Raw genomic sequence first — 13,559 nt, forward strand, 5'->3', positions numbered from 1 at the left:
TGACGGAGAGGGATGTCCATGCGTGTGCTCCATGTTTGTGCCGAAGTCTATCCGCTGCTCAAGACAGGCGGCCTCGCCGACGTGACGGCGGCGCTGCCCGCCGCGCTCGCGGCGCTGGGATGCGATACGCGATTGCTCGTTCCCGGCTTTCCGTCGATCCGCGACGGCATCACCGGTACAACCCGGATCGCGACATTGGGCGGTCGGTTCGGCGCCGACGCGGCCGCGCTGTACCGCGGCAGGCTCCCCGACAGCGAGGTCGTCGCCTATTTCATTGACGCGCCGGCGCTGTATGACCGGCCGGGCGGACCGTACGGCGATCCGCGCGAATCGCCGTATCCCGACAATCATCGCCGCTTCGCGTTGCTCGGATGGGTCGCCGCGCGCCTCGCGCGCGAGCTCGATCCGTCCTGGCGTCCGCACGTCGTGCATGGTCACGACTGGCATGCCGGCCTCGCGCCGGCCTATCTGCGGGCCGATGAACGGGAGACGGGCACGGTCGCCGCGCGCAGCGTCTTCACGATCCACAATCTCGCGTATCAAGGCGTGTTTCCGGCCCACCAGTTTCACGAGACGGGGTTGCCGCCGGCGTTCTTCGATATCGACGGCGTCGAATTCTTCGGCCAGTACTCGTTTCTCAAGGCCGGCCTCTACTATTCGGACAAGATCACGACCGTCAGCCCGACGTATGCACAGGAGATCCAGCATACCGAGCAGGGTTGCGGCCTGAACGGCCTGCTGCGTCAGCGCGCCGGCGACTTGCACGGCATCCTGAACGGCGTCGACGAAACGATCTGGAACCCGGCGGCGGACCGTCACCTCGCCGTGCGCTACGACGAGACGTCGCTTGTCGGCAAGTCGGGCTGCAAGACCGCATTGCAGCGAGCGACAGGTCTGGATGTGCGGCGGGACGCGCTTCTCTTCGGCGTGGTCAGTCGGCTCGCCGAGCAAAAGGGATTGCATCTCGTCCTGAAGATGCTTCCGGATATCGTCAGAAGAGGCGGGCAATTCGCACTGCTTGGCAGTGGCGACCCCGAACTCGAGCAAGCATTCACGCGTGCGGCTGAGGCACATCCGGGCGCTGTCGCAGTCGTCATAGGCTATGACGAATCCATGTCACATCGTCTGATCGCAGGCAGTGACGTGATCATGGTGCCGTCCCGCTTCGAACCTTGCGGATTGACACAGTTGTTCGGCCTCAGGTACGGCACGCTTCCGCTCGTCCGGCGGGTAGGCGGATTGTTCGACACGGTCGTCGACTGTTCGCTCGAAAACCTTGCGGACGGCTCTGCGACGGGATTTGCGTTCGATGCTTTTGATGAACTGGCGCTCGGTGCTGCCGTACGCCGAGCCTTTGCCCTTTATGAACGCAAGGAGGAATGGGAGCGGGTACAACGATGCGCGATGCAAGCGCGATTCGGCTGGAACAGTTCAGCAACGAAGTTGATGTCCGTCTACCGCCAACTCGCAAGCACGGCGCCACGTCATCGAACGGAGCAGGTGGCATAGATATTGACTGGTCTACCAGGGAACTCGCCAGGGACAGGCGTTCTTGATATCCGTTGCGCTCGCAACCGGGTTTCGGGACGCGGCGGGAGCGAACTGCCGAGGGCCTCGCGTAGTCGGGCGCGGCGCCTGCCGATAAACGGAAGACGAAGCGCGTCCGACGGTTTTGCTGGACACGCGAACAGGTTGTGACACGTTCATCCGCCCGCCCAGCTCGCCGCGGCATACCAATGCTTAACCCATCGCAACGAAACCTTGGCGAGTTGGCAGCATCACGAAAACTGGTATCGTGTTCGTCGCGCCATCTGCGACATCGTGCCGATGGCCTGACTTCCCGTCTCGAGAAACAACCTCGTGACGCTTCACATCTGCCGAACGAAGGGCACCGACCCTAATCCAACCAGCCAAGCAGTTAGCCTGATCTTCGCCAGCAGGTAGGTCGTTGCAAACGCTAGCGGCACAACCATGATCAGCTTCAATATCACCGTGACGATCGGTGCTGTCGACCAGCCCATGGTGTGCTGGATCAAATCAAAGCAGTCGATAAAGATCGGATGGATTAGATAGATTCCAAAAGTATATTTGGCGATTCTCGCGTAAAGAGGAGACCAGATCTGATGCTGAGATCCTAGAAATGCCGTGAGAATCAGAACCGGTGACAGAAAATGGGCATAAAATCCAGCACCGGTTCGCACTGGCCACTGTGCCGCCGCGACCGCGTCAGCGGCGTAAACCAGCTTGGCCATATAAGCGACAGCGAGCAGTAACAGCGATAGCCAAAGAAAATGTTTGCTCTCATCAAACGAAAGCTTGCGTTTCCAGATGCCGAATACGGCGAATCCCGCAATTCCATAGCCGCTGTAGCAGATGATCTTTACCATACGAACCAGGTAATCACGGTAGAGCGGATCGGCGACGTGCCCCCACAACCAGCCCTGCACGTAGTCCATCACCTGCAGGGTGCCAATGATCGATAATCCGACAACCGGATAGCGGATCGCTGCCTGAATTGCGGGATATAGCAAAACCAGGAAGAACATCGTCGGAAGGTAGTGCAAATGGTATTGAGCGGAGCCGAGTAGCAGGTAGCCAATCCACGACTGCCACTGCACGATCTGCTCCATGATCGCGGCCCAGTAGCCGAATGACTCAGCCTTGAACAAGCGGAAGAATGCATAAAACACGGTCCATGCGACAAATGGGATCAGCAGTCGTTTCGCCTGCTCGCGGACCAAGTCAACGTATGCAACATGCCGACGATCGATCTTGAACGCGATCAGGAACATCGAGAACAGAAAAAATAATTCCGAACCGGACAGTTCGCCAGTAATCCGTACGATAGCCGGTCCGACTCGTTCGGAGGCCAGGGCATCCGGAAACAATTGTCCGTCAGGACTCGCACTGACGTGTATCATCACCACACCGAGGGTGGCAAACACCCGGCATGCGTCGAGCCAGTGTATCCGTGCCGAACCGGAAGACATGCTGCTTTGCGTCGGTATCTGCGGGATTTGCTGAAGCATTCCATCCTCCGTTTAGACTGCTCGCCACTGCCCGATGGCAGGAGACTATGAAAACGATGATGAAGTTATTAAAAAGGCAAGATTGATTGTCCAGTGCAAACCCGACGCATGGGCCGGCGCGGTCGCACATGCAACGATCTGAGTTAACTTCAGCGATAGTGCGGTGTGGGGTGGCACGGCCGATCGGGGACTTTGGGTGCGATCTGGGGATGGCCAGGGGGGCGAATGTATTAAATATGGATAAAATCCGGTGTTCGCTCAAGCATCATGGCTAGTTCCCCGAGGCGCCGCCCGCTACTTACACTGCTTCGATTGTGTTGCATCGTCCGGTTGAATCCGCAGTCGGCAACGGTCCTTTGTTGAATTGCGAGTTGGGTGTTCATGAGCGCCGATCTCGGTGATCGCGTTGCCGATCCGGTTGATCACATTCACCGAAATCCGCAACGGGCTTCTTTTGATCGATCGTAAGTAGCCAGCGAATGCCGCGAAAAGTTTGTCGCGCAACACTTGAGTTGATCGACATGATTGTTGGCTCCAAGATCCGCGCTGAGTCGATCCTACCGGGCATAGATACAGTGTCGCCGCCAATTGCTAGTCGTGATTCGCCATGGCGACAGGCGCGGACGTGCTGCTGCCACCGGAGCCGCAGATTAGTTCATTTTTTTCGATCAGATTCGCGCCGCAGGCGCACGACCTCCATGATCAGCCGTCTGATTTCATCGAACGAGCATGTTCGTAGAATGGCCGATCAATACTGGTCCAGTAATGGGGGCGCTTATCCCGTTGACCCTGAACCAGAATTAGTTCCGGTCGGAAGTGGAGATTTCCGGCTTGGTTGAGTTGTCAGGCGAGGCGGATTCCCTTGCCTGACGGGCGAATTCGGCGGGCGTCATCCACTGCAACTCGCTGCCGTTGTCGAGCTTGATCGCGGTCACGATATGCTTGGGCTGTCGCAGCCGAGCCGAATTGTTACGTCGTGGCCGCTTATGCCGCAGTGAAAGGCTCTCCGCCCGATACAGCCTGTAGACGCGCTTGCAGTTATCTCGCCAGCCTTCCCGTCGCAGGACCACGTGAACGCGCCGATACCCATAGTGCACGCGCGTGGCGGTGATTTCCTTGATACGCATGAGCAGCGCCGACGAATCGCGCGCAACCGACTGATACCGATACAGCGAACGAGACATGCCAAACAACGCGCAAGTCTTCGTCAGGCTGGTTCGATAGCGATCACGCAATTCATCGATCAACATGCGCCAACGGGCAGGCTTCAGAGCTATTTTGCGAGTACGTCCTGCAGCATGACCTTGTCCAGGCTCAGGTCCGCCACGAGCCGCTTCAGCTTCGCGTTTTCCTCTTCGAGCTGACGCAAGCGGCGCAGCTCAGAAGGCCCCAACCCTCCGAATTTCTTCTTCCAGTTGTAGAAAGTCGCCTCGCTTATTCCGAGTTTGCGGCAGATCTCTTCGACCTTCGTACCCAGCTCGGCTTGCTTCAGTGCAAATGAGATCTGCTCTTCCGTAAACTTGCTCGTCTTCATGGCATGGCCTTCGTGTCCGCTTGGACACATCATGCCGAATTTCTCTACTTATGCACCGGACCATTTCTTGGGTCAGGGTCAAGTCAGTCCGCAAGACGAGGTAGTACGGAATCGCATTGCGATCACTTTGTATGGTGGCGATACCGGTGAGGAAGAATGCGTGCGTTCAGCTTCTCGCGTCGTCGTGGCCGACCGCTGCGTTTGACCGAACTACATGTCGATGACCGAAGCTCCACTCACCTTTCCGTCGATGATGTCCTTTCCCTGCTGCCGGGCGGCACGCCTTGCCATACCAAAGTCGGAGTATGTATGCGGTTGGTCCAGCCTGAAAATACGGCTCGCGGCGGAGCTTGCTATCGCGCCCGGGCGGCATATCCGTACCGCGATGTCATACCCTTCGGCGTAACGGGAATGTCCGTCAAAGCGACTGAATGTACGGGCGAAGACGAGGGGATGAAGTTCGTACCCCTTGTAGAGAAGAAGCAGGTGTGTCGACATGTTGGCCCCTCCACAGGGGGCGACTCGCTATACGCTCGAACGAGCTTTTCATTTCCGCCGCCGCAGCCGGCTTAGCAGGTCAAGCGCCACCGTGTCAGCGTCGTTGTTGATCATTTCCGCTCGCAACAGCAGGCCGCCAACACGGACGGCTGCATCCCAACTATCTTCTGTCATTGCCTGATGGTTGCGTGCAAGCTGCTCGGCAAGAGCCAGGAGCGCCGCCATCCTTGCTGACTCGCCGGAAGTCCGGCGCTCCTCCCTCCCGGCAATGAGCCGGAACAGGCCCAGGACCGACTCGGCGGTAACGGAGGGGATAGTCATTCGGACTTTATACGCCCTTTCGGTCCGCCCCGCCCATATATTTACGCTGGCCCCCGAGCCCGCCTAGTACCGCCTCGCATACCCCTCGCGATACAGCGAGGCGCCGATCGACGTCAGAACTGCGATCTCATCCTCACTCAATCGACTCCATGCCTCCGCCAACCAGCCAGCGAATCCGGCACAAGCATGGTCCAGATCGGCGGCCGCCTTTCCCTCTGCGTTCATCCGCTCGAAGATCATCATCACGTCATGTGGCGTCATAGTCGGCTCCTCGTGAGCTTCCAGCATAGGCGATCGGTGGCGTCCGCCCCTACTCCTTCGCACGCTCGATGTTCGCTCTCTGGCGTGCCTGCAGCCACGAGCCGAAGCAGGCCAGTAGCGGTTCGACCTGGTGTCCTGTTCCGTTGACGTCAACATGCTACGCAAACATGGATCGGTTAAGGCCTACGTGCCCCATGTCATTGCCCGCATCGCCGATGCATCCCGTGAACCGCGTCGGTCAGTTGCAGCCATGGGCCGTCGCTGGTCAGCTTCGCTCCAATATCGTCTGAGTGCATGGTCATATCAATTCGTATTCCTATATGATCGGTCGGTCATGAACGGACGGAATGTCCTTTGACTGAGGTGGAATCGGCCGATCGAATGTCATGGTGACGTAGGCAGCCAACGACAGTCGATGGCCGGATGTTGCCTGCAGCGGCGACGCACGGCATTTGATTCGGCGAATGAGTGCTTCGGTCACGACTCTCATGATCGCAATGGGACTACACTGAAGACGCTATAGCAGGAGGAGGCAGCGATGACAGACTCTGACCCCCAAAGCACCTTCCAGGGGCTGCCGCTAACCGCGGAGCAGGACGCGGAAGTGAAACACTACATCAAGGTCCGAACCAGGCGTGGCCTGCCATGGGACACGCCGGAGCTGAGCGCGATGCTCAAGGACATGCTGCTACCCCCGGGTGACGGCAACAGCGATGTCGACTCCCCGGAAGACGAAACTAACGCGGCCGCCGAGCGCGCAACGGCGTCGGTTGACGAAGCGATGGACCCTATCGAGGCGAGCGAAGAGCGGAATGCGGCCATGGAGTCGGAAAGCATGAAAGGACCCAGACGATAAAACCGCAGGCGATGACGCTTGCTTCCCGGTAGCGCCGTATGTGGGGGACCGTGAGGTATTCCGCATGAGTTCGGCGTGCATGATTTCAACGCTCGAACGCGTGCCGTCGGCCCCGTGACATCGAGCCGCGCGACATCTCCGCTGAACACGAGGGGGCCGGATATGCGGCTGATCGAACCGGATGAACACAGAGACTTTCTGGCGACCTTGGAGCGCCGTGGCTTGGCAGAGGGCGATTTCGATCTTCAGGAAACGGATACGACCGACCCGAAGGGTGATGAGAACCTCGGTCTACAGGGCTATGTCACCATCACCAGGCTCTCGACGCGGATTACGAAGGAATACGTGATCGGCGACGAAAGCGACTGGCTACAGCATTTCAGGAAAGATCTCGAAGCGGGTGCCTTCGACCGACTGGAATGATATCCCGTCGCAACGCGCCGCACTTGGGAGGAAGTTCGGCTCACGAGAGTCGCGGACTTCGAGGATGCGGAACGCATGCGGCCCGATCCGGCGGTGATGAGCCCGTTGGAGGGCGTGCTTGCTGCCTTGGTCCGTGGCCCTCCAAGGATGGCCATCCTCTCGACCGACCTTCGACACCGCGTCAGCCTGCTTTGGCAGCAGCATGTTTTGCCGTCGGCCTCGATCCCGGCGACGCCCCGATTGCTCGGGCGGCTGGCGTGCCACCCGAATTTCAATTCATCGACGCGGGGAGATCGTCGACCAAATGCGCGTCGAGCCATTCGTGCGCCCAGTTTTTCGCAAAGGCAATCGCATCCTCGCGCACGTCGAAGCCAGCCAGATCTCCGCTCCGTTGAACGTCGCACTCACTGCCGTCTGCACGATCGATGCTGATCCGCGCATGTGCCATGTATTCCCCGTCGGCCCTGCGCGGTGTCGGGTCGATATGGAATCGGTTTGAGTCGAGTTGCATTTTCCTTCCTCCTTCAGTTGCTGCGGGGCCCGTGGCCACCGCGAAGCGTATCGTCGCGACTAGAACAGTCAAAGCTTGAGGAGTGCCATGATCTGGCCTGCTTCCTGGTCCGATTCGCAGCTCGCCATTTCACCTTTGCACAACAGCGCGCGGATCGATAAAAACATCAGGAAGGCATCCTCATCGATTTCATGACGACGATCGAGAATGACGCCGTCCATCTCGGCACGAGCGTCATACGGCAGGAACTGTTCGATGACACCAGAACCATCGCGTCGAATCCATTTCAACAGGTCTTTCCTGTTTATATCCAGCCTCCCGACGTTGCCGGCGCGCTATGCGCCAGGCGTGTTTGAGTCTGGGGCGTCGCCGCGGACGCAGAAACAGGATGGACCGAGGAAGAGATCAGGACGCGTTATCCAAGACGCTCGTGTCCTGTAGACATGCATCGATCGGCGCTTCGCATACGCAGCCGATACGCGGGGTGCTCGTCCGCATTGCGCGGTTTCGATGAGAGGCCCGATCACGTTCGGAGGGGGGCGCCTTGAGTGGCGCGGGAATCGGTAGCGAGTCAGTCAGAAAATCCATCCTACGCGCATTGGCGAACTTGTACGGCGAAAGTTCTGCGCGAACCGCCGCATGGCATGCCGCGCCGATTGGGCGCGGGACGGACCGGCTCAGCGGCGTGTGAACAATCGCCGATACGCGGGGAGATGGTGCCATGACGGTATCGTCGAAATTTCAATTAGACATTCGAAGCAAATCAAAAACACGGAGCCAAGGGTATACATCCGGGGCGAGCCTTGCCGATCGCGGCGTGTTCTTGCGCTGCCACCCGAAATGCTCCGACCGAAACAGCTTGACAGGGTGTTTGGCCCCGCGTAGGGTGGGTATCTGAAGCCTTCAAGAAGCGCGATTGCTGCTCATCACTGACCGCGGAACGCGGTATTCGTTGTCCTCTCCCTCCTTGATCCTTTTTCGTGCCCCCCTATCGGGGCGCATACATTTGTCCAATATCAGGAGAATTTCCATGGATACCGGTACCGTCAAGTGGTTCAACGACAACAAGGGTTTTGGCTTCATCACGCCTGATAGCGGCGGCGATGATCTGTTCGCGCACTTCTCGGAGATTCGCGGCGATGGCTTCAAGACGCTGGCCGAAGGTCAAAAGGTCAGCTACGAGACGAAGCACGGGCCCAAGGGTCTGCAGGCCTCGAACATCGTTCCTCAGTAATCCACATCATTCGTCGGTCCTGCGTGCAAGATCGGCCACGCAGTCATCGTCGGGGATCTTTCGCATCCGCCGCAGGCGCCCACAGTCCTGCTTCGGCTACCGTTTCGCCTCAAGACGTACGCCCCAAGGAAGAAAGTGGGGATGCCGCGCATCCGGTGGCGAACGATCGGACGGCTCATTCATCGTGGGCTCGCGATCGACGCACACAGAGGCAACTTTGACCAAGAGTCAATTGCGCAACAAAAGATCACTCGCGAGACCACGGCGCGCCAAGGATTTGCCGGTGCTCGGCGCGGCGCTGAACTGGGTGCCACCGAAGACACCCTCTGCGCCCGCCAAATCGAGCGGGACGAAGCGCTCCACCGAGACGCGATAACGAGACACGTTAACGCCCGGACGAGGTGCGGCCCGCATGTCGCGTTGGTACGCGCCCCCCACGCATGGGCGTTTTCGATATTTGCACTGAAACCGCTCCCTGTCGGAGACCGGATATCCGCACGCCGCTGCGATTGCGGCGCGTCACATTGATTGGAGAAATTGATTTGGCAAAGGAAGAGTTACTGGAATTGGACGGCGTCGTGGATGAGGTGCTCCCGGACAGCAGGTTTCGCGTTACCCTGGAAAACGGCGCGGTCGTTGCGGCGTACGCATCGGGCCGCATGCGCAAACACCGCATCCGTATTCTCGCCGGCGACCGGGTCACGCTGGAATTGTCGGTCTATGACCTCACCAAAGGGCGTATCAATTTCCGGCACAAAGACGAACGGGCTTCGCCCGGTGTGCCTCGAAACAGATTTGTTCGACGCTAACCATGTAGCGCCGATACAGGATTGATTGCGCTCCTCTACGCAATTCGTAGCCATCAATCACCGGGAGTTCATCATGAGTATGCGTACCTATCGCGGATTCGAAATATATCCGCTAATTTATCCTCACTTTCACACAGGCGCTGGCCGTACTCACAACTACGAAGCCGGTTTCGACGCGGCGGTCAAGGTTTGCCTGCGTGGCACTAACACCACGCTGACCCGGAGCCAGACCTTCAAGCTTGTCGACGGTTCGCCGTTTGCCAGTGCCGGTGACGCACGCCGGGCTTCGCAACGTTACGCAGAAGACATCATCGATCAGAACCGAGGCGAACATTGGATGTTCGACGCAGTTCTTTGATACGGCTCTCTGTTGAACAGCAATGCATGGGAGCGCGCGTCAATCGGAGACGTGCGTCCCGATCCGAAATTGCGCGAGCCGACGCCATGCTGCCGGTCAACGGGAAACTCGCGTCGTAAACCGACATTCCTTTCTGTCCCGTGCTCTCAAGGCAGATCAACGGACGAGCGGCCGCATTGTGCGACTGGCGCGCTACGCGCTGATGGACGTCGCGTTGCCGATCGACGTTGCGTAACGACCAGGCCGCCGACGCAGATTCAATCGATGCCTTGCGCCTTTTCGTGCCCCTGGATTTGCTCTTCGAGCAATCTGCGTGCGAGCGTTCGTGCGGCGTCACGCGCCTCCACGTCCGATGCAAAATCCCCTTCGCTATCGTGTTGCTCAGAGGTGCCGGGATCCTCTCCGATGCGGTGCAAGTGGACGATTCCGCGATAGCGCCCAGACGTGGTCTGCATCACGCGAAGGCGTGCCACGTGCGTGTGGGTCGTACACACTTCATCATCCATGATGCCTTCCTTGGCAAGGCCCCTGGCGAGACAACGACATGGCAGACTTCACCCGCCTGCCTGCATCCGTGTGTTTGGCTCCCGGTAAACTTCGGCAAGGCGGGGTTTATCGCCGCCAGCGCCGAGAGGTCAATGTTTGCGATGCATCCACCCCAAGTGATGGGAGTCCAGCCACTGAACGACTTCCATACTTGAATGTTCGCTCTGGTAACGGCGCGCCAACGCGACTGCAACCACCGCGACCACCGCAAGACCAACCACCCAACCAATCATCGACTGAGTCATGACAGCCTCCTTGTGGATGTGGAATGCAGCCATGACTGAATTCTAGGCGTCTTGGCGGAAGGATTCACAAGTCCTGCGCCACGCCGCGCGGACGAGCCGCCTCCACAGGCACGATCCTGGGGAAGGTACGCTCGACCTCCACCTGATCGGTCGCGCCCCATATCCAAGGATCTGGGGCGCAGGCCTTAGCTGTGACTGATGAGGCGAACAGGTTTCGGTCGGGATGTCGTGCAGATTTGATCGACGGCATTCACCGCTCGGTTCCAACGGAATGCGCGAACGGAGGCAAGCGATGCTTCCAAGGACAACTTTTCTGAGAATTTCCGTGCCCAAGGACACCTTTTTTGAGACGGTGAGCATGTGATCGTCTCAAAAAAGATGTCCAAGTCATTGATTTATATATGGTGCCAAAGACATCTTTTCTGAGAGCCCACAATGTGCTCGCGATCAGATGCCGTACCTTTCCTTCTGCCTGCCAAACGCCGTAGACGGCGAGCAGCGCGGCGCCGAGTGCTTCCTTCGGAAATTTCTCCAGCAGACCGGGCGAGAGGATCACGTTGACCTGGCCCGTCTCATCTTCGAGCGTCATGAACGGCACGCCGTTGGCCGTTCCCGGCCACTGCCGTACCGTGACCAATCCGCACGCGCGCGCGAACGATCCGCTGCGCACCGTCGCCAGTTGCTCGGCCGAATGCAGGCGATCGAGCGCGAGGCGGTCGCGCAGCAGCGCCGGCGGATGCCTGCCGAGCGTGAAGCCCATCGCACGATAGTCGGTCGCGATCTCTTTGCCCTCTGATGCTTGAGGCAATGCCGGCAGGGCGTCATCGCGCGCGGTGCCGCGCAGCCGATCTCGATCAGGCACGGCAGCCGCGGCGAGCCAAAGTGACCCTGAACCAGCATGAGTCCCGGTCGGAAGTGGAAATAGAAAAATCGAAACGACAATCGCGCACGCGCGATATGCGTGCGTCGCACGCGACGAGCAGGCTGACGCACTTTGCGGCGCGATGGCCGAGGCCCATATGCAGGAATTCGAACAGGCTTAGTCCAAATTCGCATTCTGTTTGTGATGGGAATTACGGCTGAATACGTTCGCGACATACCGTGCTTTTCGCCACGATCGGCGAATCGCATTCAGGATGGGTGCGCTGATTCCGCACCCTGATCCTCCGGTACCGGTGGTCCCGATCGCCTCGCGATCGGGATGAATTCAATCACATCCGCGCGCGAGGATACCGTCATGGCATCGATTCCCGAACCGTCGACAACCGGCGAAACCGACAAACGCAGCTGGCTCGAATCGCACGAAGCCGGCTATCACAAGACCCTCGGCAATCGACAGGTGCAGATGATCGCGATCGGCGGGGCGATCGGCACCGGTCTGTTTCTCGGCGCGGGCGGCCGTCTGCAGGCCGCCGGACCGTCGCTCGCGATCGTCTATCTGGTGTGCGGCGCGTTCTCGTTCCTGATCCTGCGCGCGCTCGGCGAACTCGTGATGCATCGCCCCAGCAGCGGCAGCTTCGTGTCGTACGCACGCGAATTCCTCGGCGAGAAGGCGTCGTTCGTCGCGGGCTGGATGTACTTCCTGAACTGGGCGATGACCGGCATCGTCGACATCACCGCCGTCGCGCTGTACATGCATTACTGGGCGCCGTTCGCGGCCGTGCCGCAGTGGATCTTCGCGCTCGTCGCGCTCTGCATCGTCGCGACGATGAACCTGATCGGCGTGAAGTGGTTCGCCGAGATGGAGTTCTGGTTCGCGCTGATCAAGGTCGCCGCGATCGTTCTGTTTCTCGCGATCGGCTCGTTGATCCTCGGCACGGGCGTGCAGGTTGCCGGCCGTGACACCGGCATGCATCTGATCACCGACAACGGCGGCTTCTTTCCGCACGGACTGATGCCGGCGCTGGTGCTGGTGCAGGGCGTGGTGTTCGCGTTCGCGGGCGTCGAGCTGGTCGGCACGGCCGCCGGCGAATGCAAGGACGCGCGCAAGGTGCTGCCGCGCGCGATCAACAACGTGATCTGGCGCATCGCGATCTTCTACGTCGCGTCGGTGGTGCTGCTGGTCTGCCTGCTGCCGTGGAGCGCGTACAAGGCGGGCCAGAGCCCGTTCGTCACGTTCTTCGGTGCGCTCGGCGTGCCGGGCATCGGCTCGGTGATGAACCTGGTGGTGCTGACGGCGGCGCTGTCGAGCCTCAACTCGGGCCTGTATTCGACCGGGCGCGTGTTGCGTTCGCTGTCGATGGGCGGCTCGGCCCCGGCGTTCCTCGGCCGAATGAGCGCGCAATCCGTGCCGTACGCGGGCATTCTGGTGACGGTCGCGATCTACGTGGTCGGCGTGCTGCTCAACTATCTCGTGCCGTCGAGCGTGTTCGAGATCGTGCTGAACATCGCGTCGCTCGGCATCATCAGCACGTGGGGCTTCATCGTCGTGTGCCAGATGAAGTTCCGCGCCGCGGTCAGGCGCGGCGAAGTGGACGACGTGCCGTTCAGGATGCCGGGCGCGCCCGTGACGTCGTGGCTCACGCTGCTGTTCCTGCTCGGCGTGCTGGTGCTGATGGCGTTCGACTACCCGAACGGGACGTGGACGATCGCGTCGATCCCGCTGGTCGCACTGCTGCTCGTGACCGGCTGGAAGTGGTTGAGTAGCCGCGCGCGCCGTGGGTTGCTCAAGCCGACGATTCCGTCGGTCACGCTGACACGGCAAGTGCTCGAGAAGGGCGACAACTGAGCCGACGCGCAATCGGGGGACGGCCTGCGGCCCGAAGCAGGCCGCCTCGCAGAAAAAGAGAAAATTCAATGGCACCGTTTGACGAAATGCTTGCAGGCGATCAGGTTCGCCCGCCCTACTCGCGAGTCAAGGCATGGCTCGACACGCAGAACCCTGCAAGCCTCGCCCAGAAGGCCCACGACGCGGAAGGCGTGTTCCGCAGGACC

At 59.8% G+C, this 13,559-nt stretch carries 15 protein-coding genes and 3 pseudogenes; 8 read left to right on the top strand and 10 right to left on the bottom strand.

Annotated features, from left to right (window positions below):
* Positions 1-12: 12 nt before the first annotated feature.
* Positions 13-1,509: a glycogen synthase GlgA gene (gene glgA, locus U4Z64_RS33300; protein ID WP_321822217.1), complete on the top strand. Its 1,497-nt coding sequence runs from the start codon at positions 13-15 to the stop codon at positions 1,507-1,509.
* A gap of 359 nt (positions 1,510-1,868) precedes the next feature.
* Here glgA and U4Z64_RS33305 read toward each other — a convergent pair whose 3' ends face one another.
* The 5 genes and pseudogenes from U4Z64_RS33305 to U4Z64_RS33325 form a co-directional block, all read right to left on the bottom strand.
* Complete coding sequence (locus U4Z64_RS33305; RefSeq protein WP_321822218.1) at positions 1,869-3,029, bottom strand: acyltransferase; 1,161 nt, start codon at positions 3,027-3,029, stop codon at positions 1,869-1,871.
* 923 nt (positions 3,030-3,952) lie between these two features.
* A pseudogene (locus tag U4Z64_RS33310) lies at positions 3,953-4,563 on the bottom strand (transposase); the annotation flags it as partial.
* Between the two features lie 210 nt (positions 4,564-4,773).
* Positions 4,774-5,061: a hypothetical protein gene (locus U4Z64_RS33315; protein ID WP_124666630.1), complete on the bottom strand. Its 288-nt coding sequence runs from the start codon at positions 5,059-5,061 to the stop codon at positions 4,774-4,776.
* Positions 5,062-5,109: 48 nt separating this feature from the next.
* Positions 5,110-5,382, bottom strand: coding sequence for a hypothetical protein (locus U4Z64_RS33320; protein WP_059684828.1), 273 nt, complete (start codon positions 5,380-5,382; stop codon positions 5,110-5,112).
* Between the two features lie 63 nt (positions 5,383-5,445).
* On the bottom strand, positions 5,446-5,643 hold the full coding sequence (locus U4Z64_RS33325) for a hypothetical protein (protein WP_060028500.1): 198 nt from the start codon (positions 5,641-5,643) through the stop codon (positions 5,446-5,448).
* A gap of 538 nt (positions 5,644-6,181) precedes the next feature.
* Here U4Z64_RS33325 and U4Z64_RS33330 point away from each other — a divergent pair.
* Both U4Z64_RS33330 and U4Z64_RS33335 read left to right on the top strand, forming a co-directional pair.
* On the top strand, positions 6,182-6,499 hold the full coding sequence (locus U4Z64_RS33330; protein WP_124666628.1) for a hypothetical protein: 318 nt from the start codon (positions 6,182-6,184) through the stop codon (positions 6,497-6,499).
* A 162-nt stretch (positions 6,500-6,661) separates the two neighbouring features.
* Positions 6,662-6,922 (top strand): transcriptional regulator, encoded by a 261-nt coding sequence (locus tag U4Z64_RS33335; protein WP_321822219.1) that lies wholly within the window; start codon positions 6,662-6,664, stop codon positions 6,920-6,922.
* A 271-nt stretch (positions 6,923-7,193) separates the two neighbouring features.
* On the opposite strand, the gene U4Z64_RS33340 is transcribed toward U4Z64_RS33335, so the two are convergent.
* Together U4Z64_RS33340 and U4Z64_RS33345 are read right to left on the bottom strand one after the other, a co-directional pair.
* Entirely contained in the window at positions 7,194-7,433 is a 240-nt protein-coding gene (locus U4Z64_RS33340; RefSeq protein WP_321822220.1) for a hypothetical protein, read from the bottom strand.
* A 68-nt stretch (positions 7,434-7,501) separates the two neighbouring features.
* Positions 7,502-7,723, bottom strand: coding sequence for a hypothetical protein (locus U4Z64_RS33345; RefSeq protein WP_321822221.1), 222 nt, complete (start codon positions 7,721-7,723; stop codon positions 7,502-7,504).
* Positions 7,724-8,463: 740 nt separating this feature from the next.
* Between U4Z64_RS33345 and U4Z64_RS33350 the strand changes: the two genes are divergently transcribed.
* The 3 genes from U4Z64_RS33350 to U4Z64_RS33360 all read left to right on the top strand — a co-directional run bounded on the left by U4Z64_RS33350 (position 8,464) and on the right by U4Z64_RS33360 (position 9,834).
* Positions 8,464-8,667: a cold-shock protein gene (locus tag U4Z64_RS33350; RefSeq protein ID WP_012339004.1), complete on the top strand. Its 204-nt coding sequence runs from the start codon at positions 8,464-8,466 to the stop codon at positions 8,665-8,667.
* Between the two features lie 542 nt (positions 8,668-9,209).
* The gene (infA, locus tag U4Z64_RS33355; RefSeq protein ID WP_081067607.1) at positions 9,210-9,476 is read left to right on the top strand and encodes a translation initiation factor IF-1; all 267 of its coding nucleotides are present in this window, start codon (positions 9,210-9,212) and stop codon (positions 9,474-9,476) included.
* A gap of 73 nt (positions 9,477-9,549) precedes the next feature.
* Positions 9,550-9,834, top strand: a complete 285-nt coding sequence (locus U4Z64_RS33360; RefSeq protein ID WP_012339002.1) for a hypothetical protein — start codon at positions 9,550-9,552, stop codon at positions 9,832-9,834.
* 257 nt (positions 9,835-10,091) lie between these two features.
* On the opposite strand, the gene U4Z64_RS33365 is transcribed toward U4Z64_RS33360, so the two are convergent.
* The 3 genes and pseudogenes from U4Z64_RS33365 to U4Z64_RS33375 all read right to left on the bottom strand — a co-directional run.
* On the bottom strand, positions 10,092-10,340 hold the full coding sequence (locus U4Z64_RS33365; protein ID WP_321822222.1) for a hypothetical protein: 249 nt from the start codon (positions 10,338-10,340) through the stop codon (positions 10,092-10,094).
* Positions 10,341-10,469: 129 nt separating this feature from the next.
* Entirely contained in the window at positions 10,470-10,625 is a 156-nt protein-coding gene (locus U4Z64_RS33370; RefSeq protein ID WP_175804046.1) for a hypothetical protein, read from the bottom strand.
* A gap of 433 nt (positions 10,626-11,058) precedes the next feature.
* Positions 11,059-11,511: pseudogene (locus tag U4Z64_RS33375) on the bottom strand (error-prone DNA polymerase); the annotation flags it as partial.
* 351 nt (positions 11,512-11,862) lie between these two features.
* Between U4Z64_RS33375 and ansP the strand changes: the two are divergent.
* Positions 11,863-13,353 carry an L-asparagine permease gene (gene ansP / locus U4Z64_RS33380; protein ID WP_321822223.1) on the top strand — a complete coding sequence of 497 codons (1,491 nt, stop codon included), beginning with the start codon at positions 11,863-11,865 and terminating at the stop codon, positions 13,351-13,353.
* Between the two features lie 11 nt (positions 13,354-13,364).
* Positions 13,365-13,559: pseudogene (locus U4Z64_RS37690) on the top strand (hypothetical protein); the annotation flags it as partial.

Source organism: Burkholderia sp. BCC1996, assembly GCF_905339955.1.
In the GTDB taxonomy this organism is placed as follows: domain Bacteria; phylum Pseudomonadota; class Gammaproteobacteria; order Burkholderiales; family Burkholderiaceae; genus Burkholderia.